General features: G+C 51.7%; 20 protein-coding genes. 6 read left to right on the top strand and 14 right to left on the bottom strand.

The features are described 5' to 3' along the window. Positions 1-8 precede the first annotated feature (8 nt). Positions 9-1631: an MDR family MFS transporter gene (locus AC0YNV_RS30495; RefSeq protein WP_475771387.1), complete on the top strand. Its 1623-nt coding sequence runs from the start codon at positions 9-11 to the stop codon at positions 1629-1631. Positions 1632-1856: 225 nt separating this feature from the next. Here AC0YNV_RS30495 and AC0YNV_RS30490 read toward each other — a convergent pair whose 3' ends face one another. The 4 genes from AC0YNV_RS30490 to AC0YNV_RS30475 all read right to left on the bottom strand — a co-directional run bounded on the left by AC0YNV_RS30490 (position 1857) and on the right by AC0YNV_RS30475 (position 7807). Then, positions 1857-3371 carry a DUF3502 domain-containing protein gene (locus tag AC0YNV_RS30490; RefSeq protein WP_475771386.1) on the bottom strand — a complete coding sequence of 505 codons (1515 nt, stop codon included), beginning with the start codon at positions 3369-3371 and terminating at the stop codon, positions 1857-1859. Continuing rightward, entirely contained in the window at positions 3368-5167 is a 1800-nt protein-coding gene (locus tag AC0YNV_RS30485) for a sensor histidine kinase (protein ID WP_475771385.1), read from the bottom strand. The genes AC0YNV_RS30490 and AC0YNV_RS30485 overlap by 4 nt, the downstream gene beginning before the upstream one ends. After that, positions 5160-6797, bottom strand: a complete 1638-nt coding sequence (locus AC0YNV_RS30480; protein ID WP_475771384.1) for a response regulator — start codon at positions 6795-6797, stop codon at positions 5160-5162. The genes AC0YNV_RS30485 and AC0YNV_RS30480 overlap by 8 nt, the downstream gene beginning before the upstream one ends. A 236-nt stretch (positions 6798-7033) precedes the next feature. Next, entirely contained in the window at positions 7034-7807 is a 774-nt protein-coding gene (locus tag AC0YNV_RS30475) for a DODA-type extradiol aromatic ring-opening family dioxygenase (RefSeq protein WP_475771383.1), read from the bottom strand. 178 nt (positions 7808-7985) lie between these two features. Here AC0YNV_RS30475 and AC0YNV_RS30470 point away from each other — a divergent pair, with 178 nt between their 5' ends. Further along, complete coding sequence (locus AC0YNV_RS30470) at positions 7986-8381, top strand: winged helix-turn-helix transcriptional regulator (RefSeq protein ID WP_475771382.1); 396 nt, start codon at positions 7986-7988, stop codon at positions 8379-8381. A gap of 100 nt (positions 8382-8481) precedes the next feature. Here AC0YNV_RS30470 and AC0YNV_RS30465 read toward each other — a convergent pair whose 3' ends face one another. From AC0YNV_RS30465 to AC0YNV_RS30435, 7 genes are all read right to left on the bottom strand, one after another. Next, complete coding sequence (locus AC0YNV_RS30465) at positions 8482-9948, bottom strand: alpha-amylase (RefSeq protein WP_210044902.1); 1467 nt, start codon at positions 9946-9948, stop codon at positions 8482-8484. A 102-nt stretch (positions 9949-10050) separates the two neighbouring features. Then, entirely contained in the window at positions 10051-10884 is an 834-nt protein-coding gene (locus AC0YNV_RS30460; RefSeq protein WP_475771381.1) for a carbohydrate ABC transporter permease, read from the bottom strand. 6 nt (positions 10885-10890) lie between these two features. Then, entirely contained in the window at positions 10891-11793 is a 903-nt protein-coding gene (locus tag AC0YNV_RS30455) for a carbohydrate ABC transporter permease (protein ID WP_475771380.1), read from the bottom strand. A 78-nt stretch (positions 11794-11871) separates the two neighbouring features. Continuing rightward, the gene (locus AC0YNV_RS30450; RefSeq protein WP_475771379.1) at positions 11872-13293 is read right to left on the bottom strand and encodes an ABC transporter substrate-binding protein; all 1422 of its coding nucleotides are present in this window, start codon (positions 13291-13293) and stop codon (positions 11872-11874) included. Between the two features lie 100 nt (positions 13294-13393). Then, positions 13394-15259 carry a sensor histidine kinase gene (locus tag AC0YNV_RS30445; RefSeq protein WP_475771378.1) on the bottom strand — a complete coding sequence of 622 codons (1866 nt, stop codon included), beginning with the start codon at positions 15257-15259 and terminating at the stop codon, positions 13394-13396. Positions 15260-15278: 19 nt separating this feature from the next. Then, complete coding sequence (locus tag AC0YNV_RS30440; RefSeq protein WP_475771377.1) at positions 15279-16895, bottom strand: response regulator; 1617 nt, start codon at positions 16893-16895, stop codon at positions 15279-15281. 205 nt (positions 16896-17100) lie between these two features. Then, positions 17101-18390: a DEAD/DEAH box helicase gene (locus tag AC0YNV_RS30435; RefSeq protein WP_475771376.1), complete on the bottom strand. Its 1290-nt coding sequence runs from the start codon at positions 18388-18390 to the stop codon at positions 17101-17103. Between the two features lie 204 nt (positions 18391-18594). On the opposite strand from AC0YNV_RS30435, the gene AC0YNV_RS30430 reads away from it, so the two are divergent. The 3 genes from AC0YNV_RS30430 (at position 18595) to AC0YNV_RS30420 (ending at position 19972) form a co-directional block, all read left to right on the top strand. After that, positions 18595-18804, top strand: a complete 210-nt coding sequence (locus tag AC0YNV_RS30430; RefSeq protein ID WP_475771375.1) for a small acid-soluble spore protein Tlp — start codon at positions 18595-18597, stop codon at positions 18802-18804. 368 nt (positions 18805-19172) lie between these two features. Beyond that, positions 19173-19598, top strand: a complete 426-nt coding sequence (locus AC0YNV_RS30425) for a hypothetical protein (protein WP_475771374.1) — start codon at positions 19173-19175, stop codon at positions 19596-19598. Positions 19599-19624: 26 nt separating this feature from the next. Beyond that, a complete protein-coding gene (locus AC0YNV_RS30420) occupies positions 19625-19972 on the top strand; it encodes a hypothetical protein (RefSeq protein ID WP_475771373.1) in 348 nt (115 codons plus the stop codon). Between the two features lie 139 nt (positions 19973-20111). On the opposite strand, the gene AC0YNV_RS30415 is transcribed toward AC0YNV_RS30420, so the two are convergent. From AC0YNV_RS30415 to AC0YNV_RS30405, 3 genes are all read right to left on the bottom strand, one after another. Next, positions 20112-21770 (bottom strand): SGNH/GDSL hydrolase family protein, encoded by a 1659-nt coding sequence (locus AC0YNV_RS30415; RefSeq protein ID WP_475771372.1) that lies wholly within the window; start codon positions 21768-21770, stop codon positions 20112-20114. Positions 21771-21973: 203 nt separating this feature from the next. Continuing rightward, positions 21974-22831: a phytanoyl-CoA dioxygenase family protein gene (locus AC0YNV_RS30410; protein WP_475771371.1), complete on the bottom strand. Its 858-nt coding sequence runs from the start codon at positions 22829-22831 to the stop codon at positions 21974-21976. Between the two features lie 110 nt (positions 22832-22941). Then, on the bottom strand, positions 22942-23823 hold the full coding sequence (locus AC0YNV_RS30405; RefSeq protein ID WP_475771370.1) for an AraC family transcriptional regulator: 882 nt from the start codon (positions 23821-23823) through the stop codon (positions 22942-22944). Between the two features lie 117 nt (positions 23824-23940). Here AC0YNV_RS30405 and AC0YNV_RS30400 point away from each other — a divergent pair, with 117 nt between their 5' ends. Continuing rightward, positions 23941-24711 (top strand): helix-turn-helix domain-containing protein, encoded by a 771-nt coding sequence (locus tag AC0YNV_RS30400; RefSeq protein WP_475771369.1) that lies wholly within the window; start codon positions 23941-23943, stop codon positions 24709-24711. Positions 24712-24927 lie beyond the last annotated feature (216 nt).

The following is a 24927-nucleotide window of genomic DNA, read 5'->3' as shown; positions in this document are numbered from 1 at the left end:
GCAAAGTAATGGAACACTTGACCGGTAAACAAAAAGTTACGATTATGATCGCCATTATGGCCGCAATGTTCTTCGCAGCGATTAACCAGACGATTGTCAGCACGGCAATGCCGCGCATCGCCGCTCTATTGAACGGCATGAACAGCTACACATGGGTCGTCACCATCTATATGCTGACCTCCACCATATCGACGGCTCTGGTCGGAAAGCTGTCCGATATTTACGGGCGCAAGCCGTTCCTAATCGTCGGTATCATTTTGTTTATGATCGGGGCGTTTCTGTGCGGAACCTCTGCCAACATTTCGCAGATGATCACGTATCGCGGGCTTCAAGGGGTGGGCAGCGGTATTATTATGGCAAGCGCCATCTCCGCTGTGGGCGACTTGTTCGCTCCGCGGGAACGGGCCAAATGGACGGGACTGCTGATGGCGATTTTCGGCTTCTCCAGTGTTATCGGACCGTCGCTTGGCGGTTGGATGGTCGACCATATGGATTGGGAATGGATCTTCTGGATTTTCCTTCCTATCGGCATTATTGCCCTGGTCCTGATCATGATTTTATTCCCGAAACCTGTTCGCAAATTCAATCAGACCATTGACTATTGGGGTTCCTTATTCCTGACCCTGACCATCGTGCCGCTGCTGCTGGGCTTCTCGTGGGCCGGCACCAAATATGCCTGGGGCTCGGAACAGACGATTGGATTGTTCGCCGTTACCCTGGTGAGCCTGATCATTTTCATTCTTATTGAACGAAAAGTGAAAAATCCGGTTCTGCCTTTGTCCCTGTTCCGCAACAGCGTTGTAACGATAGCCAGCGTAGCCGGATTCATGATGAATGCCGGCATGCTCGGAGCCTTGATTTATCTTCCTTTCTTCGTGCAGGGCGTTGAAGGCATATCCCCAACGTATTCGGGTTATGTGACCATGCCCATGTCCATCAGCATGATTATTCTCAGTACCCTGACGGGCAGATGGATTACGAAATCCGGAAAATACAAAAGGTTCGCCCTTATCGGGATGGCTATTATGTCTGCGGGTATGCTAATGATGGCCTTCATGAACAGCGTGCCTGTGGCGGTTGCCATTATGGTGTTCTTCGGTATGGGTCTCGGGTTTGGTATGCCAGTCTTCACATTGGCCGCGCAAAATGCCGTGAAGCCAACGGAGATCGGTGTTGTTACAGCTGCTTCTCAGCTCTTCCGCAACATGGGCGGCACCATCGGTATTGCCGTGATGGGATCGATTATGACTTCCAGACTTGCGAGCAATATTAAAGCTGCAGCCCCGCAGGGACCGGACTTGTCGAATGTGGATCCGGCGGTGCTCAGTAAATTGGCGCCTCTGCAAAATCCGCAAATCCTGCTGGATAAACCACAGCTCGAGCAGCTTCAGGCAAGTCTCCCTCAGGACCTGCAGCCGCTGGTTACCCAGCTGATTGATATGCTCCGCCATGCGCTGCGAAGCTCGCTGACGACGGTCTTCATATCCGGCACCGTTCTGGTCGGGATCGCCCTGGTGCTGGTCATATTCATGAAGGAATTGCCGCTCCGCAGCTCGGCGCCCAAGCCAGCGGCAGCTGATACGGAAACAGTGGAGCCAAAGCCCCACACTGCCGTGCCGAAACCATCCTGATCCGCAAATAAAGCAAAAAAATCTTCCCGATGCCGCCCTCATCAGCCGGACCGGGAAGATTTTTGCTGTTTAATACAACGCCCTGTCCTTTTCCAAAAAGACAGGGCGATTATCTTTACCGTAGCCTCCTGCCCACGTCGGTTTAAATAAACTAGGAGCAGCTAAGCAACTCCTATCCCGCCGAGAATCGCTCCCCAAAGATATCAGAAAAGGTCAGGTCAGCTTTTAACCTTTCTTATTTTCTAAATAGGCATCGATTTGCCTCTGCGCTTCCTTGAGAATGACATCCAAACCGTTATTTTTTTGAATCCGGATATAATCCTTCACCGCTACTTCAGGATTCTGGTTCATCCCGGACTCAATATTCCCATCCAGCTCCTCTATAGTCCGGTCTCGCCGCTCCAGCTCGCTCTTGATTCTGTCCTCCGAAATAAACAGCCCGTCAACAGGTGAATCTACATTGTTGGGCGCATTGGCAAATTCAGCCTCATTCGTCCAGAAATCCTTGCCGTAGGTGGGATTCTCGCGCATGAACCCGGGCTTCCACAGCGCCCATTGTCCTCCCCACTCCATATAATTGCTTGTCGTCGTATCAAGTCCCTCCGGGTAAAGTGCCGAATGGCCATCCCGTACATAGGTTTTTCCTTCTATGCCGTATTGCACCAGATCGTACAGCGTCTGATCCGTCTCCAGCATATCCAGAAATCTCAGCACACGATCGGCATGAGCCGAATTCCTGTTGATGGCAATGACGTTAGCAAGCGGCGTCCTGTTAACGAATTTCTTGTCCGGGTACAGCAGGGAGCTCTCCTGGGTGAACGAGCTGTCGGCAAAACCCTGGTTCGCGAGGACCCATTCATGCGACTGCAGGGTGAAATACATATGGCCGCTGCGCCAAACCGCCGCTCCGTCTTCCTTGTCGAACATGATATCCTTATTGATAATTCCGGCGGTATACCACTCTCTGGCCATGATGGCCGCTTCCATGAAGAAAGGCTGCTGCTCAAGCGGCTTGATCTGAACCAGCGGATCATTCAGATAAAAGCCCATGCCATGAAAGCCCAGATCCACCCATTCGTCGCGCAGCTGAAAAAGCGGCATTGGCAGGGTGCGGGTCAGCTTTTCATTGGGATAGGCTTCTTTGAGCGCATGCAGGAACGCATCCACCTCTTCGATCGTTTGAATGGAGTGGGGCTCCGGGTTAAGCCCGGCTTCCTTCGTCTTGTCTGAACGCCACTGCGCATAAGGCCGCTGGTTCATCTTCATTGTCCATGGGAGACCCACAATGCTGCCATCCACGGTGGCAGCTGAGAGCGTGCCCAGCTCCTGATATTTCTTGTACAGATGAGGAGCATACTTAGGAAGCAGATCGTTCAGCGGCATGTAGGCCCCCTTCGCCGCCATCTGCTTGTAGGACAGCCAATCCGCGTCAAAATTCATATCCCACCGGTCGCCAGCAGCGGACATCACGAGCATCTTGTCGCGGTAATCGCCGACGGGAATAAAATAAACGTTGAACTTCACATTCAGCCCCTTGCCCCTGACATAGTCGCTAATGGCTGACCAAACCTCGTCGGTCGCGGACTTCTTGTCTCCGCTGAAATAAAGCTTGAGGGTCACCTCCTGCTCGGCAAGAGGAAGCTGCCCGTTTGAACGGGTTTGCAGCGCCGACTTATCGCTCATCTGGCATGAGATTAACATCATTGCCAGCAGCAGGCAGACAAGCAGCGGCTTCATCATGCTGCACCTCCCTGCCCGGACTCGCTGCTCAGGATGGGATGCCGGATCACAATCTTCGTGCCCATGCCTGGCCCTGTCTCAATGATCAGCTTGCAGGCGTCGCCAAAGTACAGCTTGAGCCGGTCATTGACGTTTCGCAGTCCCACACCCCGATGCCCTCCTTCGCGCCTGTCTCCGGAACCGGAATCCTTGTCCAGACGGTCCAGCACCTCCTGCGGAATTCCCCTGCCGTTATCAGAAATCTCAATCACCAGATTCTCCTCTTCCCGATAGCCGGAGATGAATATTTTGCCTTTCTCGAAATTCTCGCGGATGCTGTGCTGGATTGCATTCTCCACGAGCGGCTGCAGCAGGAGACGCAGAAACGGCAGATCAAGTATATCCTCGTCAAAAGCAACCAGCATACGCACCGGCTTCCCCATCCGGGCCTGTTCAATCTGCACATAAGCCTTCACCTGCTCAAGCTCGCGGGCGACCGTTGTAATGTCCTTGCCCCCATTCAAGCTCAGGCGCAGCAGGTTGCCAAGGGCCGAGACCATCTCGCTGATATCGCTTCGTCCATGATTCTCGGCCTTCCATCTGATCGACTCCAGCGTGTTGTACAGAAAATGGGGATTGATCTGGTGGCTGAGCACCTGAAATTCGAGCTCCTTCTTATTCCGCTCCGACCGGGATGCCTGTTCGATGAGCCCTTCGATTTTGCGGCTCATGCTGCCGAAGCCGCGGTACAGCCAGCCGATTTCGTCCCGTCTGTCCGACCAGGGGAAGAGAAAACGGAAATCGCCTGTCTCCAGCCTGCGCATATGACGCACCAGCTTGGCAATAGGCTGTGTGAAATACAGCGTAATGTACATGACAACCCCCAGGCAGCATAAAAGATAAATAACCAGAAACAGGACAAGCAGCCGGTTCAGCTCATTAATCGGACCGATGAGGGTGTGCAGCGGCGTCAGGCTGACGATGAGCCAAGGCTCGCTGTCCATCCTGACATAGGTGACCAGATGGGCATCCCCGCCGATGTCGATTGTCTTCGAGCCTTCCGCTGCCTGCCCCGTCCATGCCGGAAAACTGTCGGATGGAATGGGACTGCCTGTCCAGGCATTGTTGGAGGAATCATACAGCACTTCTCCCATCTCATCCAGAACGAGAAATTTTTGCCCTTTCATCTTCTCTGAAGGGGTGAAGAAGCGCTGCAGCTGGTTCTCTGACAAATCAGCCACAATGATGCCCCGCGCCTTCTGGTCGTACAAGCCGGAGAACCGCTTGATATAGGAGAGCAGCGGCCTTGCATAACGTCCCTTCTGAGGCATAAACAGATGCCATCTTGGCAGCGTTTCCATTTTGGACTGGATGAACCAGTCCTCCCTGCCCAATTGATCGGATTCCCCAATCGTACTCATATAAGTGGGGTACCGGGAAGGATCCAGCGGATATACGCGCACACGAAGCGCGTCGATCAGCGGCGTGTTCTTATATAACGTGGAGACCATGCTAACGGTAAAATCCTCTTCATGAACCGTGGTACCCGGCATCTGCTCCAGCGCCTGCTGAAGGTCCTTGTTGCCGATCAGAGCATTGATCTGATCATTCAGTTCATGGAGATAGGCTTCAAAATTCGTCTTGGCCTGCTGCAAATAGCTCATGGAGAACGTCGAATTCGCATTGGAGATACCCTCGATTGACTTGATATGCGCGTAGTAGGCAAACAGCAGGAACGGAACGATAATAATAGCGAAAAAGATAATAATCATCCGGTTCCGGAAAGAGTAGGCCAAACGCATATAAGTCTTACTCATCGGCTATTCCCTTCTGCCTGCGGTATTCCTTGGGCGTACAGCCCACCTGCTTCTTGAACAGCTTGGAGAAATGCACCGGGTCCTTGTAGCCGACCTGGTAGGAAATCTGATACACCTTAAACCTCACGTCGCTCAGCATCTCCTTGGCCTGCTCCATCCGGATATCCGTCAAATATTCAAGGAACGTCTTCTGCTTTTCTTTCCGGAACAGCTTGCTCAGCCAGACAGGCGTGACATGCACCTCTGCAGCCACGCTCTGCAACGTGGGGCCATCGGCAAACTGCTTGTGGAGAATCTTCTCGGCCTCGCTTACAATTTGGCAGGGATTGGACGAGAGCTTGCGGAAATCCCCGGCAATCTCAAGCAGGAAGGTCTCCGTCTGCACACGCAGCGAATGAAGGGTATCATACTGTTCCAGCTGCTCCCACAGGGTGATCGGGTTTTTGCCCCAGCTTTTATTCTGCCAGCCGGCAGCGGCCGCACGCTTGAATACCTCGAACAGCCATTCGAAGATCCGCTGCTGGATATCCCTTACCTGTATCAGCCCCCAGGCCTGTACCATCTCCACAAAGCGGTCCATGACCACCGAAATCTCCGCATCCGTGCCGTATTTGACCAAATCTAGCACTTCATCGAGCTCCCTGAGCGAAAGGTCTTCCCGTTCGGATTCCATACAGAACCCCTGCTCCGTGAACAGGCGGTTGCCGCCGTAAACCGCCTTCTGTTCCAGCATATCAGAGGCTTCCATAAACATCTCATGAACATGCTTCAATGTTTTTGGGGACGCGCATATGCTGACGCTGGCCTTCACCTTGACGAATTCGTTAATCCGCTTGATGCAGGTCAGGGCCAGTTCCCTGCCTCTTGGCGTCTGCTCTGCATCGGCGCAGCTGAGCAGCACAACCCAGCGGCTTTGCGTATCGGTGAACAGCGCGAATGGATACGGAAAATCCTCCTCCAGCGTCTGGTTTACAACATTGCCGATCCCGAAGACGACAAGCTCCTTCTCGCTCCGGTATCCTTTGCGGTTGCCGATGGCCTTCAGATCATCCGCCTCCAGCAGCATCAGCTGCAGCGGATGCTGCGCCGCCCATTCCAGCTGCAGAGTCTGAAGACGGTGCTGCATACGCGTTTCGCGGTAAGGATCATAATCATGGCCGATCAATTCCCGGAACAGCTCCTCGCGCATCTTGGGTACGGCGTACTGCACCTGATTCCGCAGCAGCAGCTGATTATGCCGGTCGAGCTGTTCCTTGTGGATCAGATCGATAGCCTTGCGCGTAAGCTGACCCAGCTCTTCGGTATTAATCGGCTTCAGAATATAGTCCATGGCCCCGATCTGCATAGCCTGCTTGACCAGTTCGAAATCATCGTATCCGCTGACGACAATCGCCTTCCAGGCATATTCGCCTTTTTCGGAGAGAGAGCGGAGAAAATCGAGACCGGATAACCGGTTCATCTTAATATCGGTCACAATCAGCTCCGGCCGCTTCTCCAGAGCAAGGGCCAGAGCCGTATCTCCATCATCGGCGGCATACACCTCATCAATACCAAAGCTGTTCCAAGGAAAGCGCTTACGCAAACCTTCACGGATCTCAAACTCGTCATCGACAATCAGTACACGCAGCATAATTCACCTTCCCTTTATGAGTGTCCTCCAACTTGTACAAGGCTATTTTATCACAGGGAATTAATTGGGAAATGCCCTTTCATTCATACTAGCCTACCTTGTTTAGGATTACACTGGGGCAATCCTAAAGTTTATGGTCTGCCATTAATCACTGGCATGCAAAAGACCAGTCGTCCCAAGGCGGCAGCTAACGCCTCCTGGGTGACTGGTCCCATTTTCAAACCGTCTGCTCCTTCTTAAAACTCAAAACAGGTATAACTGAATGTGCCGAACTGATAGCCCCGGTACAGCAGAACAGGCTGGACCGCGTTCGAGCTGTCCGCGCTGCCCATCGCCTGAAGAAGGGGAATAAAATGCTCGGCCCTTGGAACCGCGCGCGAAGCATAAGGCGCAAGCTCCGCATAGTGGAACAGCGATTCAAGGTCGCGCCGCTCAACTTTATCAATCAGCCAGTCATCGAACTGCTCCGCCCAGGGCTCGGCATCCGTTTGGCCGAATTTAATATAATTAAAATTATGCACCGTCGTGCCGCTGCCAATAACCAGAATATTCTCTTCGCCAAGACCTCTCAGCGCTTCGCCGATCCGGAACTGCTCGGCAGCCGTCTGAAAAGGATTCACCGAGATCGTCACAACCGGAATATTGGCTTCCGGATACATATAGCGGAGCATGATCCATGAGCCGTGATCCAGCCCGCGCTTATCGTCTCTTCTGGTCTGAATGCCATGCCCGCTGTACATCTGCTCAATCCTCGCAGCCAGCTCAGGGTCCCCGGGGGCCGGATAGGTCAGGCGGTACAGCTCATCGGGAAATCCGCCAAAATCATAAATGGTCGCAAGCGGTCCTTCCGCAAAGGAGATGGTCGTAACCCGCTCCTCCCAATGGGCACTGAATACAACGATTGCCTTGGGCGTGAATCTTCTTCCCGTTTCTTCAAGAAAACGGGTATAATCGGATTCCTGCAGCGCCATAAGGGGCGAACCATGGTTAATAAACAGGGACGGTATCATCTTGGAAGCCCTCCATTTTTATCAGAAGATTTTTTCTTACTAACCTGCTATTTACTTACTTTATGTAATTAAGTATATTTAAATAAGTGTAGTTCGTCAAATTTTTGATTTAAAATACGCAGGTTTATTTATTTCAGGGTTCAAAGAGGTATAATGAAAGTCAGATGAGGTGATGAAGATGATAGATCAGCAGGAATGTCCCCGGTTCGCAAAGGCCATTGAGCTGTTAAGCAAACGATGGAATGCCATGATCGTCTATCAGCTGCTTTCCGGCCCGCACCGCTTTGTCAATCTTGAGAACTCGGTCACGAATTTGAGTGGGAAGGTCCTCTCGGACCGGCTGAAGGAGCTTGAGGCTGAAGGCATTATACGTCGTGATGTTTATCCTGAAACACCCGTTCGGATTGAATATAAATTAACGGATAAAGGTTATGCCCTTGCGCCGCTCTTCACCGTAATATCCACCTGGGCTTCCCGGTGGGTCGAACTCCCGAATGATAAGCAGGACTTGAAAGACTCCTGCGCTGCCGCTTCAAAAGCAGACTGCACATGCAGCGAAACGTCTCCGCATTGATTAGCGATTAATATCAGGCAGGTCCCCGACATAATCCAATCGCACGCAAACAGCGGCCCTCTCCACATGGAGAAGGCCGCTGCCTGTGTAATCTTCAGCTTTATTTAACCGGCACTTCCGGAAGTCCCCACACCGAAACACTTTCCCCATTCACCGGAAAATTCGCATTTCCATCCTGCTCAATGGCAATATGATCCTTCCGCGTATTGGTCAGATCTACCCATATCTCGCCGGCGCGGCGCTCACCGACAAACATCCGTTTGAATGCTTCCGCTTTATTGGAGATGACGACGGCGCAGCCTGAGCCGGCAAATTCACTCACGCCCATCCGCACCCAGCCCACAACATGTGGATCGTCAAAATAATCCTTTTGTTCCCCGTACGCTTTATGGTAACGGGCATACAGAAGAGGATCGATCGCCTCCTTCTTCCCTTCGATCGTCTCATCCCCGCCGATTTTGAAATAATCGCCATAGAACACGCACGGATAGCCATCCTTCCGCAGCAGCACCAGGGAATAGGCGATCTGCTTGAACCAGTCCTCGACCCATGATTCCAGCGCTTCATTGGGCTGGGAATCATGGTTATCGACGAACGTCACCGCGTTAAGCGGATGAGTGGCCACCAGCGAATTCTCGAAGATTTTGGTCAAATCAAATTCGCCCTTGGCCCGCGAGGCTTCAAAAAGCTTGTAGTGCAGACAGACATCAAACAAGTCAAGCCCATGGTTCACTTCTTCAAGAAATTCCTGGCAGGCGCCGGGATCGGAGTTCCAGAACTCGCCCACCACGTAAAAAGACTCCCCATGCTCCTGTTTCATTTGCTCCACAAATTCCTTTACAAAATTGCGGTCGATATGCTTGATCGCATCCAGCCGGTACCCGCTGCACTTCAGTTCATTCGCCAGCCACCTGCCCCAGGAAATCATCTCGTTCCTGACTGCCTGATGGTTGTAATCAATGTTGGCAAACATCAAATAATCATAATTGCCGAAGGCATCGTCGACGTTATGATTCCATACCTTATTCTCGCCGGTGATCCGGAATATGCCCGACCGGTTGGCCTTGGCATCATAGTCCGTCCCGTTGAAGTGCTCGAAGCTCCACTTGAAGGAGGAGTATTTGTCCCCCCGGCCCGGGAAGGTGAATTTCGTCCAGCCTTCGATGTCGAAGGGCTTCGAGATTTCCTTCAACCTGTCGTTGGGATCGACCTCAATCACCTGGAACACTTCCTTCTCATCGGCGCCCGCTTTATGATTCATCACCAAATCCAGATAGATGGCGATGCCGTGGTCCCTGCAGACCGAAATAGCTTCCAGCAGCTCCTGCTTCGTACCATATTTCGTGCGGACCGTCCCTTTCTGGTCAAACTCTCCCAGATCGTACAAATCATATACCGCGTACCCCGTATCGTTGACGGAGGTTCCTTTGGTTACAGGAGGGATCCAGACCGAATCGATCCCCCGCTCCTTCAGCTTGGGGGCAAGCTCCTTGAGCCGGTTCCAATGCTTGCCGTCGGACTCGACATGCCACTCGAAAAATTGCATCATCGTATGATTTCTATCCATCGCGGCTTCTGCTCCCTCATAAATTGATCATCTATTTATAAGAGATTATACCCAGTCCTAATTTCCCCCAAACAGCGGCCATCACAAGCTGTGTTGCATCCATTATCCTTTAATCCCGGTCAACGCGATTCCTTCCATAAAATAACGCTGCCCAATCGCAAATACAATCAGCGCAGGGAGCAGCACCAGCAGCGAGGCCGCCATCAGAACCCCCCATTCCGCATTGTACATGCCCCGGAACTGCTGAAGCCCAAGTGCAAGCGTAAACTTCACTTCATCATTCAGGTAAACGAGCGGCCCCAGAAAATCGTTCCATGTCCCCAGGAAGGAAAATAAACCGATAACAAGCACGGCAGAACGGGAAAGCGGCAGAATGATCCTGCTGAAGATTGTGAAATGCGAACCCCCGTCGACGAATACGGCTTCATCCAGTTCCTTGGGGATCGACATATAAAACTGGCGCAGCAGGAAGATATTGAACGCCCCGCCGCCAAAAAAAGCCGGCACAATGAGCGGTGCATACGAATTTACAAGACCCAGCGCCTGCCAGCCAATGAAGGACGGAATCAGCGTCACCGCAAAGGGCAGCATCATGCTGCTCAGCAGAAGAGCGAACATCTTGTCCCTCCCCGTCCATTTCATCCGTGCAAAGCTGTAGGCGGAGATGGTGCTTGAGAGCAGTACCCCGGCCAGAACGCCGCCCACCACGATAAAGGTATTCAGAAAATAACGCTCAAACGACAGCACCTCGAAAGGCTGTCTGAAATTATCAAAGTTGAACGGCGACGGAATCCATTTGGGCGGTACCACGAAAATCTGGCTCAAATCCATCAGCGAGCTGCGCAGAAGCCAGTAGAAGGGAAACAAACAGATCAGGGAACCGATAACCAGAACCCCATACAGAAATGTCCGGTATAAACCGCGTCTGAGTGCCATCTCCGGTTACGCCCCCCCATTCTCGTAATAAACCCATTTCTTCGACGATTTGAAGAGCAGGAAGGTAAAGAGCATGATAATGATAAACAACACCCAGGCGATGGCGCAGGCATAGCCCATATTCGAGAAGGTGAACGCTTCCCGGAACAAATAGAAAATATAAAAGAGACTCGAATCGTTCGGGCCGCCTCCGGTCATCGTATACGGCTGCACAAACACCTGGAAACCGCCTACAAGGCCCATTATCGCATTGAAGAAAATACTTGGGGTCGCAAGCGGAATGGTGATATACACGAGTCTGTGAAAAGAGCTGCCTCCGTCAATTTCGATCGCTTCATAATAATGCTTCGGGATATCCTGAAGGGCAGCCAGGAATATGATCATCGTGCCGCCGACGGTCCATAAGCTCATCATTACCAGTGTAGGAATGACCGTTGTCTCACTGTAAATCCACTGGCTCTCCGGCAAATGAAAGGAACGCAGTATCGTATTGAGGAATCCCAGGTCCGGGTCCAGCAGCCACAGCCATACCATCGATGAAGCCACAAGCGGAACAATGGTCGGCAGATAGAAGATTACCCGGAACGCGGCAAGTCCCTTTACCTTCTGATTGAGCAGAACAGCAAGGAAGAAAGCCATGATGATCTGGAGCGGCACGCTCAGCATGACATAATAGAAGGTAACGCCGATCGACTTGTAGAAGAAGGTGTCTGTGCCATTGAAAAGGCTGGCGTAATTATCGAAGCCGACAAAATGAGGGCTGCTGGCCACCTGGTAGTCGGTCAGACTTAACCAGAGACTGGCAGCCATGGGGCCGAGCACAAAAATGGCAAAGCCCAGAATGGCAGGCGAAGCGTACAGCCAGCCAAGACGGTTTTCTTTTCTCCTTAGCGCCGATAAAGATTGCACCCTCATCCCCCGCTTTCTATTGAATGAATTCATGTAACAGCCAGGCACCCGCCCGCTGCGGGCGAATGCCTGGCGTCCTTATCCCTTGGGGTAAGTTCCTTTAAATTCCGCATTGGCCTTGGCCGAAACTTCCTTGAAGGCCTGCTCGACGCTTTTCTTGCCGAGCCATACCTGATCGAGCGCCGGCGTAAGAATGGCATTGATTTTATCCGAGTTTTTCAGATAATAGTCGAATGAATTCTCACCGTTCTCCAGCGTCTGCCGCATGACGGCATCCTTAAAGCCATCCTGATGGCCCGGCTTGACCTCAGCCCATTTGGCAATCAGATCCGGCTGCGTGTACCAGTCCCGCATGACCGGCATCCATAAGCCGCTCGAATGCATCTCGAGACCGCTCTCGGCATTAAGCAGGAATTTATAGAACATCCATGCTTCTTCCGGGTGTTTGGTTGTCGCCGACATGACCTCGGGCTCGCCGAACAGAATCGTTTTGCTTTCCTTCAGCTTTGGCAGCACGCCTACCCCGTAATTGACCTTGGCCGCGCCCAGATCAAGCTGCACCCACTGGCCGTCCAGATCCATGGCCACTTTCTTGCTTTGCAGCGCAATGGCCGGTGAAGGCATATTCTTCTCCTGGGTCGTCGAAGGCGCTACATGATGCACATGCACCAGATCGGCAAGCTTCTGCACGGCCTCGATAACGGCAGGATCCTCCAGATTCAGCTTGTCACCGCCAGGGGCAATAACGCTGGTATTATTGGAGGGAACCATCAAATGCCACATCCATGTGTTGAAGCGGACGCCATACTGTTTGATATTGGCGGGATCGAATTCCGCGCTAAGCGCATTATTCCCTTTATTGTCAATCGTCAGCTTCTTGGCTGTATCCAGGAATTCATCCCATGTCCAGGCCTGCTCGGCCGAGGTTGGTGGAAGCTCCACTCCCGCTTCCGTGAACATATCCGCGTTGTAGAATAGAGCAAAGGCTTCCTCCGCCACCTTAATGCCTGCTACCTTATCCTGGTCCCAGTACATGATGGCATTGGGAATGAGAGAATCCTTGTTCAGGTCAGGATCGCTCGCCAGAAAATCATTCAGGTTATACAGCTTTCCCTGCTCCGCCCACTGCAGGGTTTGGGTTTTGTACAGAGGAAATACATCCGGCGCATTATTGCCCGCAAACATCGTCGTCAGCTTGGTGACATAATCGCCGGGGATATGCATGTATTTAATTTTTATATGGGGGTGGAGCTCCGTGAATTTCTTGGCCATCTCCTCCTGAACCTTCTTCTCGTTCGGAGATCCCCAGGTTGCATAGGTCAAGGTAACCTCTTCCTGCTTCCCGGTGTTTGCCGGCGCATCGGCATCCTCTCCACTTGTGGATGCAGCGCTTTCACTGCTTGGATCGGTTGAATTGGATGTTCCACATGCCGCCAATAACAGCACTATGCTTAACGCGAGAACCCACCTGTTCATTTTCCATATTCGTTGCATTCGCATCCGCTTTCGCTCCCCCTCCATCGTCAACGTACATTTGCCATCGCTGCAGCCATTGGCTTCTCCATGTTAGCAAGCGTTTTCATCATGCTCAATTCGAAAATCATTGGATTTGGAGCTTTTCATTGGATTTACGGTTATGGCCGTTGATACGGACAAGAATGGTGGCTCCCCCTCCCGGGGGTGAAATGACTTCGACGCCAAACTCCGGTCCATAAAGCAGTCTGATCCTTTTGTCCACATTTTGCATGCCCGTTAAGCGGCTTTGCCCATTTCGAAAGCCCTCCAGGCTTGGCTGGTCGAACCCCTTTCCATTGTCTTCGACCGAGAACAGGAGCGAATTCCCCTCCAGCCATCCGCTGATATGAATAGATCCGCAGCTCTCTATCTCCTCGAAACCATGGATGATGGCATTCTCTACAAAAGGCTGGAGAAACAGCTTGGGAACCTCAGCCTCAAGCATGTCTTCCTCCATCTTAATCGTTACCGTAAACTTGTCCTCAAAGCGGCTTCCCATAATGTAGATATATCTGTTCAACCAGTCCAAATCCGTACGCAGGGGCCAGGTCTCGTTCTTGTTCCGGGTCGTGCTCTTCAGCATCTCCGCCAGACTGAGCATGATCCGGCTGATCTCATCCTGCTTGTTCTCAACCGCAATCCAGTAAATGGTCGTTAAGGTGTTATACAAAAAATGCGGGTTCAGCTGCAAATTAAGCGCCATCAGCTCGGCATCCTTTTCCCTGATCCGGGAGGCGTAATTTTGTTCGATAAGCTCGTGGATCCGCTCATTCATTTGATTGAATTTCTGGATCAGATGGCCGAATTCATCCCGGCCTTCGCCTGGAATAAATACCTGGAAATTGCCCCTTTCCATCAGCTTGATTCCTTTCTTGATGCGGATAATCGGCCTCGTGATGAAGATCGAGAGCAGATACGCGAATAGGGCAGATACGAGCAGCATCAGCACCAGAAAAATAATCGAATACAGCTTCAGGGCGTTCAGATCATGCAGCGCGTCATCGACGGGAATTTGGATATAGGAAAGCCAGTCCGTGCTTTCCATCAAATCGAAGCAGATCAGCGTCTTCCTGCCATCGACGGATTTGATAAAGCTGCCCTCCCGCATGGAACGGGCCTCGTTCAACCAGGAAGGGGCGGAATTGCCCGCTCGCGGAGTGCCTTCTTCATTGGAATCGGTCACAACGGAGCCTTCCCTGCTGATCACGCCGAAGGAAACATTGGCATATTCATTCTTGCGGGCATAATCCTCGAATACCTGCCGGATAAATTCCGGCTTGAAATTCAACAGCAGAATAGGCTTCTCTACACCAGCCGGCAGCGTGAGAAAAGCTCCATCATTGTCGATATAAGTCTGGTAAAGCTCTTTGACTGCGGAAAACAGCTCATTGTAATCGAAGCTGAGCGTTCTCATATCGTTCTGTTTATAGATGTCGGCGAAGGAGTAGGTGGGGATCCAGATCAGGTTGCCCTGCCCGCTCCGGGCTTGCCGGACCAAATCCGTTCCATAAAATGCGTCCGCAGGCACGTACATTTGGGCATTATTGCCGAAGCTGTAGAAACGGGTCATGACAAACGAGGAATACACTTCCGGGCTCCGTCCGAAATACTTGTACAGGATTTGCGTGATGCGGCGGTCTGTTTTCAGCAATAATTCCGTGTTCTTCGGATCGACCCCGGCAAGGACTTCATAGAGTTCATTATCGATCGGCAGCACGTCGGTATTATCCCGAATGGCCTGCAGCTTGCCCTCCAGGAGCAGATTATTGTTCATCACGACATTACTGACGCTCTCCTTGACATTATCCAGCATATTGCGGGCACTGGTCTGATAATAGGCGAACCCCAGAATCAGAATGATGAAGCTTACCAGGAAGAAATAGGACAGCATTAATTTGATGCGAAACCTGGAATTGACGATCCATTCGGCCAACTTGCGCGGCAAGGACATAGCTGTCAGCCTCTTTCTCTTAGGGTTGATTAAACATTCTGCGGAATTCCTCTGGCGCGCACAGGAATGATTTTTTAAACACCTTGTTGAAATATTTGATATCCTTATAGCCCACCTTGCGCGCGATCTCGTTAATTTTATCATCGGATTGCAGCAGCAGGCTTCTCGCCTTCTGCATACGCGATTTGACCAGATAATCGGTGAAGGACATCCCGAAATGATGTTTGAACAGAAAGCTGAAATAGGACGGGTTGTAGAAAAACCGCTGCGCGACGATATCCAAACCCAGATCTTCGTGAAGATTTTCCTCCAGGAAGACCTTGCATTTCTGCATAATGATGTCCTTGCGCGATTCTCTGTCCGTCTTCATTCCCCGGAGCGCGGCATCCAACAGCTCATGGGCGATTCTTCTTACATCCGCATACAATTCCGCACGCATGATTCCCTCCTCCAACCGCGAGATTAAGCTTCGGTAGGCAGCCTCCTCCATAACGGTCTCTGCCGGTTGCAGGCAGGAGAGAAGCCTCTGAATCACATCGCATTTCAAATGAAAGGGCACCGGGAATGCCGCAGACAGTTTGTCCAGAAGCATATCCAGCGCATCAGCCGCCTTCAACGGATCAGCCTCCATGACCGCTTCAGCCAGCGCCTGGGCTTCTTTTCGCGCAGAGGTATTATTGTTTTTAGCAACCGCTTTCATAAGTTTCGTCTGCAGGAGCTCTTCATTGAACCAAATCTCCTCATGGAGGTAAAAGCGGTTTTCCAGCATGGACTTGGCCATCTCATAAGAGCGGCTTCCTTCGGCCTCCACTTGATCGCATGCGTTTCCTTCTCCTATCCGGATCGTTTCCCCGTATAAAGCCTGCAGCTGCGGCAGCATGGTACGAATGCGCTGCAGAGCTTCAGCCGGGTCGGCATCCTGCTTCCATTTTAGAATGATAATCAGCCGGCGCTTCTCTTCAGGAGGAGTGAACACGATAGGGTCACAACTGTGCTCCACGTTCTTCGCGAGCATTCGTCCGAAAACATATTTCAATTCCTCGGTATGATCGCTGCTTGCGTTTACAGATATTTCGGCAATGAGCGCGGTTGCTCGTCCCCTCAAGGCAAAATGCCGCTGGAGCTCTTGCCAATCTGCGGGCTGCAGCCGCCTCGTAATCCATAGATACAAGAGACGCTCCAGATAAACAGGCAGGGTTTGCGCCAGCTGTGTGGTCAACTGCTGCTTCTCCAGCCTCGCGGAGAATTCATCGGCAATCACGCTCTCCAGCTTCCCGAGCAGCTGGATCAGCTGTGTGGGATCAAGCGGCTTAACCAGATAGTCCGCAGCTTCCAGACGGATGGCCTGCTGCGCATAGCCGAACTCGTGAAAAACACTAACAAACACAAGCTTTGGCAGCAGGCAGCCCTCCTTCTTCACTAGCTCTGCGAACCGGAATCCGTCCAAGAGCGGCATCTGGATATCTGTGAAGACGATTTGGAAGGTCCGCGCCTCACAGAACTCCAAGGCTTCCCGGCCGTTCCTGGCTTCCCATATCCGGTAGTCCGGCCTCAGCGAACGGATCATAGCCGCCAGCCCCCGGCGCTGCTTGGGTTCATCGTCCACAACAAGCACATTCATGGCCGCTTCATTCATTCGTTATTCCCTCCTTCAGCCTTAGCTTCCAAGTTGCTTCCTTGTCTGTTAACTTCCATCTTAAATGAATTCCGGTACACGGGAAACGGACGCAAGTGGGGAAAATCATGAGAAAGGAGTAATCTAATTGGGTCATGGCTGTCTATATACAGAAAAAACCACACTTCAGCGAAGTGTGGCTTAGGTGTAATTATGAAATCTAATCTTATCTGCTTGTCTTGCTTCCTTTTCTAAACCATTCCGAGCGGGGCTTGAGCGCCGGATTTGCCTTCGGTTTGGCGGGTCTTGCCGGTCTTGCCGGTTTCGTCGCGACAGCTGATGCCGTTGATCCTTGCATTTTGGCAGGCTGAGCCGTCATCTGCATCGGATAAGGATGATCCTTTACTTCGGGAATGGTCTTCCCGATCAATTTCTCAATATCCTTGAGAAACGGAATTTCATCCATTTCGCAAAAGGAGATCGCGACCCCGCTGTGTCCCGCTCTGCCGGTTCTGCCGATGCGGTGGACATAGGTTTCCGGGATATTCGGGAGATTGAAGTTGATCACATGTGACAGCTCATCGATGTCGATTCCCCTTGCGGCGATATCGGTCGCGACCAGCACCCGGGTTGCGCCGCTCTTGAAATTGCTCAAGGCCAGCTGGCGCGAGTTCTGGGATTTGTTCCCGTGGATAGCCTGAGCCGAAATGTTCACTCTCATCAGGTCGCGCACGACACGGTCAGCGCCGTGCTTGGTGCGGGTAAATACCAGTGCCGAAGCGATGGATTTATCCTGCAAAATGTGAATCAGCTGATTCTGCTTGTTAGCCTTATCCACCATATAGATCGATTGCTGGATCCTGTCGACCGTATTGGACTCCGGAATGATCTCCACCTTCACTGGATTCACCAGCAGCGCTTTGACCATTTTGGTGATTTCCGGCGGCATTGTAGCCGAGAAGAACAGCGTTTGCCGTTTGGCGGGAATTTTGGCGATGATTTTCTTCACATCATGAATAAAGCCCATGTCCAGCATTCTGTCCGCTTCATCCAGAACCAATATCTGGACATGCTGCAGATCAATACGCTTCTGATTCATCAGGTCGATGAGCCGGCCGGGAGTGGCAATTATAATATCCGCACCTTGATGCAGCGCACGCTCCTGGGCTTTTTGCGAAACGCCGCCCACGATAGCCGAGCAGCGCAAAGTGGTATATTGGCTGTACGCCCCGATATTCTCCGCAATCTGAAGCGCAAGCTCTCTTGTCGGTGTCAGGATCAAGGAGCGAATGCGGCGCTGCGTATGGGTTTTACTTTGCTGCTGGCTCAATAGCTGGATAATCGGCAGAGAAAATGCGGCCGTCTTCCCCGTTCCGGTTTGGGCGCAGCCCAGTAAATCTCTGCCGGCGAGCACCGCCGGAATCGATTGCTCCTGTATCGGCGTAGGCGTCGTATAATTCTCTTTGGTTAAGGCTTTCAGAATCGCAGGTATAAGGTTCAATTCATTAAATGTCATTTTATCTCCTTAGTTCGACAACGATATATTCTTCATTCATTCTTTACGTTGTGACATATAAGGATAACACAAATGTGTGTATAAAAAGAAGCGGGATTTTAATTACAGTACTTCCTAAAGCGCATAAGCAGCATTTATGTATGCATAACATCCGCAACTCAGGACATCATAAAATGGAATTTATGAAGCATTGGAGGAATTACTTTGGCCAAACCGGATAATCGTGAGGATAATGAGGTTCACCTGCAGAAACATATCGATCACACTGAGGCTACTTTGAAAGAAGCCGAGGATTACCTTGACGAGCACGCAGAAGAGATTACTTCTGAAGAGAAGCAGCAAATTGAAGCTAAAAACGAACGTCGTAAAAACAGTATCGAAGGCTTTATAGAGGAAAAGAAGGACGAAGCCTAACCGTAAAAAAACATCAAGCAATGAAAATGCAGCCCTGGAAAAGGGGCTGCATTTTGTTTTTTTTGACCCGTTTGATGAGACAAGTTTTGAACCAAAGAAGGCATACGAAAACTCATTTACTTGCTCCTGGCAGTCAACAATCAGTAATCCCAATATTAAAAAAATACCCGGCCGCCTCGTGCTTGTTTTGATTTCACACACAACTAGCCGGAAATTACATAAAACGAATCGGCCCCTGTCAACAATCAAGTTTTTATAAGAAATAAATATTTGTCTATTAATCGCAAGACAAACGTCCGTGCCCCCTACTAGACAAAAGGAATAGTATACAGAAAATTTATAGGAGGCGGTTGCATTGGGTCGTCCTCATGTTAATCAACAAAAAATCTGTAAAGAAAAAAAAAGCTAAAGCCTGCCCTTCAAAAAGAAAAAAACGTCCGAGGGGTCGAAGGCAAATTGTCGTAAAAAAACAATTTTTAAAGGTAATTATTCCGGAACGGGCCTTGGGCTCCATAGATTCGGTAGGTTCGGTAGGTTCGGTAGGTTCTGTTGGCTCGGCGGGCAGCGTCGGTGCCATAGGTCAAGCAGGCTCAGTAGGAACCGCAGGGGCCGTAGGGTCAGGAGGCAGCGTTGGAGCAGCCGGTACAGTTGGCACCGCAGGGGTAGTTGGAGCAGCCGGGGCTGTTGGCACCGCAGGGGTAGTTGGAGCTGTCGGCCCTATAGGACCAGCTGTGGTCCTGCAGGAATTGTTGACGTTAGATTTACAGGAAGCAATGACCCTGTTCCGTTTGTGAGTAACCCGGATGAAATACCATTTGCAATGATTGAACTTACACTACCACCTATTATTCTGGAATCGAATCAAGTCGTGAAATTAGACGCTTTTTCTAATATTGATTTTATCAATGTTCAAAGTTATTCGGTGAATAGTTTTATTTCGAGAAATCCCGGAGAAGTTGTCACGGTTGATAATGAGTCGGTATTTCAAAGTGCAGGTCAGCCGAATTTTGAACAAGTAACGGTTACGACCAGTCTCACTTGGGTGGATACCCCTGGACCCGGAACTTATAATTATTCATTTACAATTATTGCTTTAGCTCCGTTTGGAATATCTCAAGGTTCAATTAATAGTCGTGGATTCACAGCTTTGGTGCTTAATACCAATTGAGCTGCCTATTCTCAATCTAAAGAGAAAATGCGCCGGTGAGAGAATGGTCATGCTCTGTACCAGCGCATATATATAACACATCGTCAAATTATACATGTAAATCCTGCCTGGATAAAATCTGGCAATGGGCTATGGCGACCTATCCAACCGCCCCAACAATAAAGTCGACAACAGGCCCCGGATCTTCCAGGCTGTGCGGGTGATGGCCGACTCCCGGTTTCACGATCATCTTCACGGTTCCGTTCAGCTGCCGGTAATGCCTCTCCAGTATGGCGGCATTTTCATCCAGGGGAACTGCCGTATCGGCGTCTCCCGCCACAATGATAATCGGGATGCCAGCAGCGGCAAGCGTGGCAGCTCCCTCCAGAGAATTCTGCAGATAGGCCGCGGAGCTCTCCTCCGTCATTCCGTAAATCGTCAGGCATTCCTCCCATTCCCGGGGAGAGTGTATGCCAGATCCCAATCCCCCCGGCCAGCTGCGGATGTCCGTCACGGGAGCATCCAGATACAGTGCAGCCACGCTCTGAGGATATGCCGCAGTGTAGTTTAATGCGTACAACCCTCCCCGGCTAAAGCCGAACAGCACCGTCTTCTCCGCCAATTGGCAGACGCTGACGAGGTAGCTCTGGAACCTGTGCATCAGCTGGACCGCATACGGGCACCCGTACATATTGCTCAGCCGGTAATAGGCAATACACCAGCCCTGCTCCAGCATCGCCATATCCACGGATGGAAAAGCATCAAAGAATTCGGTCCGCCATATCCACGGTTTTCCTGCTGCTGGCGTATTGGGAACAATGATGAAGCCTTCCCTGCCGCCCACATAGAAATCGATCCGCTCATAACCCTTCCACAATGACCGTGCTGTCGAATGCCTGTTCTCCGGCCGGGCTTCGGCTGACTCTAGGATCCGGCCGGCCAGGCGCTCACTTTGCTCCAGAGCCGTCTTCAGCGGCAATGCCTCGACCTTGTTGACATGGGTATGCCCGACATGCTCCTTCCACGCCGCGCTTAGCAGCAGATGACGCTCCCATGCCAGCTGATACAGCTCCGATTGCTCCGGATGCTCCACATAGGAAGGCTCCCGCTCCAGGGTAATATTGAATAATCCTGCCAGCAGTGTCTTCGCGATGATCCAATGCCCCTGCTTGTTGGGATGAATGCCATCGCCGGAAATATAAGCGGGATCGGCGCTCCGCCTGCTCTCAATATACGTAGTCAGAGGATCATGGATGTTAATAATTCCATCTGCTTCGGCTGTCAGTGTGAGCATCCAGTCCGCATACCGTCTCAATACGCCGTTATACTCGGCATACGGTGTCATATAGCTGTATTTCTCATGCCCTGCAGGAAGCAGATTTGCCCCCTGCAGCGACTTTGGATCGAATGGCGGCGGTGTCATCACAATCGCCAGAGCTCCGGCTTGGCGGACACGTCGAATGACTTCCTGCACGCCCTGCCGGTATGCCTGAAATCTTTCTTCGGAAAAGGGATAATAAATGCCATCATTCATTCCATAGCATAAGACGACCCAGTCCGGCCTGCTCTCCTTCAGCGCCCGGTCCAGACGATCATGAATGCAGGGGCGCGGAAACGGATGATCCGGCTCACTTAAGCCGGAAGCGGTTTCACTATTAACGCCCAAATTGATCAGGGTCATATCATGCTCTGGCATATGCTGGCGGAAATAAGCTTCCATGTAGGCAATATATGTGCCTTCGTCGGTTATGCTGTCTCCAAGAAAAACAATCCTTTTGCTTAGGGGTACCCGTGAATCCTGCTCGAATAGCGGCTTCATTGCTTCGCTCCTTATCACTATGTTTGAATAGGAAATGCCCGATGCCGGCCGCCGTGGTCCGGTTGTCCGGTGAACCGCAGCCGCCAAATCTCGCTACTATGAGAATAGCTGATCTATTCGAACTTTTCCAGACTTATATACGGGCAAAAGCCCCATATCCGGGTCGGATATGGGACTCTGTGCCTTGGGCGGTTAATTTGCATTTATTGATGCTCCGGCTGGTTGTTCAGCCAATCCTCCAGCGTGGCAACACGCTCCGGATGCTTGTAGCTGCGCGCCAGGAAGCCCGCTCCATGCTGCGGCATGGGATCCTGATCCGTCGGCTGGTAACGCAGGTCAACGCTCCAACGCACGCTGTCCGACAGATTCGGCGTCGACATATGCAGGCAGCGGTCATTGAAGAGGATCGCTGAGCCCGCCTTCACCGGCAGCACGACCGTTTCCGTTTTGCCGAGCTGATTTTCCTTCAGCGCCGTATAACCGGTGCCGGTGTAGGATTCCTGATGCCATTTGAGCACGCGCTTCTTATGGGTACGCGGCTTGATATGCAGGCAGCCGTTCTCCAGAGTGGCGTCTACCAGAGGAATCCAGACCGTAATAACGGGATTGGCATTCGCATCCGGCCAATACGATTTGTCCTGATGCCAGGGAACGGCTCCTGAAGCGACAAGCGGCACCTTCGGCCTGACATTATATACGGGGTTGGAGAACAACTCCCCGCCGATCAGCGACTCCACCGCATCCAGGATTTTGGGGTTGCTCATCAACGTGAAATAACCCGGAATACGGTCGCGCCAGCTGCGGCCGTGTTTATTGAAATGTTCATCCGTCAAGCCCTTGAACAACTCCGCGAGCCGGTTGGGAAAAGGCAGATGCTCCAGCTTGTCGCTGATAAGGCCGGCATCAAAAAGCTCGTCGGCGATTTGTGAAACCTTCGTTTCCATCGCCTGCTTCGGCGCTGCCATATCTTCCGCATTCAACAGCTCCGAAATAACGAGATACCCTTCGGTATCATAAAAGTCCACTTGCTCCTTGGTCAGACTTCCCTGATTCGTTTTCATTACATCCGCCTGCCTCTCTATACTTTGTAATAGCTGATAGGTCTATTATAAAGAAGGACAGGTAAAGCGTATTTAAACAAAGCTTGCAAATTTGTCATATTTTCCGGTTATTATTGCGATTCCGATGGTCCATCCCAGCGGATTTGCTCGCCCTCACGGTAAGCCTTGGGCGAAACGCCGTAATAGGATTTGAACCGTTTGGAAAAATAATGGATAGAGGGAAAGCCAAGCGAATCGGCAATCTCGGATATGGATTTCCGGCTCTCCAGCAGCTCGGTCACGGCCTGCTTCATCTGATTGCGCAGGCAGTAGGCTCTTGGGGGAAGTCCCGTCACCTCCAGGAACAAACGGTGAAACTGTGACTTCTTCAGCCCCTCCTGCTCCATCAGGTCCAGATAGTTCAACGAAGAGTCCATATCCAGCCGCTCCTTGATGCGTTGGATGCGGGAATCGTAGGCAGCTTGATGGGCACGCCACATAAACAGCTGCAGGAGCAGAACATAGAGCAGACTGTTCTCCATTGCCTCCGCATACGGCTCCCCGGTATTTTGATGAGATTTCACAATAAGCGCCATCATCTCGAAAACGGCAGGCTGGTTCTCCAGCTGCAATGCATTTGGCATATGTTCCAGTTCCGGACAATCCATCACCGGTGTTAGCATCGCCTTGTCGTACTCCGACTTGTCCCGCACCAAATGCATGCTAGTGTTCAAAGCCGGCCTGCGCCACGGCTCATAATAGATATTGAAGGAGCTGAACGGATTTACCGGATCCGGGAAGAAGGAATGCGGCTGATCCGGCCGCAGGAAGATCAGCGTGCCCTTCGCAGCGTTATGCATCGTTCCGTCAATCTGCACCTTGCCCCGGCCGGAATCAAACAAGTGCAGGGCATAGCAGTATCCCACCCTGTTCATCTCCGAGAATCGATTCTCGCTGAACCGATAGTGATGCGCGATGCGGATGGACGGCGTAATCTGCTCCAGCTTCTTCATGCAGGCTTCAACTTCCTTCGTTCACAATTTCCTTCTTGATGGCTGTATGATTTAATGTTTGTAGACTATCTTTATTTTATCATTTATTGCTGCCAAACATCGAGAGGCGGTGCGGCTGTGATTACGATACGTCCTGAGCGGCTTAAGCCGTATGTCGACAAAATCGTATGGCAGGGCGGAGGAACGGGCGAGCCTTTTACGGTATACCCCGATATTTATCATGTGATGGGTTTCCAGACTGTCGGCCGTGTCATGCTTGTGAGCGGCGGGCATACCCGGCCGCTTGCGCCGGCCGGACTTACTGGTCTCCATAAGGAGACGCGAATATTTCAGACTACGCCGCATCTATCCTCCGTACTCGTATATTTCAAGCCCGAGGCGCTCTTCCGCATGCGGAACTACAGCTCTCGGGAGATCGCGAACCAGAGCGTTGGATTGACCGATCTTGGAGGAAGCATGTCGGACTGGGAGCGGCTGATGCAGGCGCCGATGGAGCCGCGTGAGCTGCTCTGCTCTGTGGAAGCCATGGTCTGGGAGTGGTGCAGGGTGCTGGAGATCGATACATGGGCCAATTGGGCGGTGGAGCGGATCCGCGCATCCCATGGCTTGATCCGAATCGAGGAAATAGCCGAGGAATCCACGGTCAGCAGACGGCAGTTTGAACGGCGCTTCGTGGAACGGGTTGGCGTCCCGCCCAAATCATTCGTGCAGATTGTGAAATTCCAGCATGTGCTGCAATCAATGGGCACAGCGGAAACGCTGACGAATCTCGCCCACGATGCAGGCTACTTCGATCAGTCGCATCTGATCAAGCATATTCGCGGCATGAGCGGCCTTTCACCCGGCGATGTGCACCGTCTGCTCGCATGGCCTGCTGCTGAAGATTAAGCAGACCTGAGTGAATTGAAGGTGGAGGAATTCTTCCGGAACATGCATCGCGGTCTGGAGCGGCGAATCTGCGCTCCAGCAAGGTTTCCCCGGCTTGCAACGCCAATACCCAATGACGCGGCACCTGTAAGCCGGTTTTTCCTTGGTGGAGACACCGTTTGCGCCCGATGATGGTCGAGTCGGCGCTGCAGCAAGGTTTATTGGCGCGCCGTCAAA

Source organism: Paenibacillus sp. JT31N11, from assembly GCF_056269285.1.
Note: the sequence above shows the minus strand (reverse complement) of the source record. Positions and strands in the feature narration are given on the sequence as shown.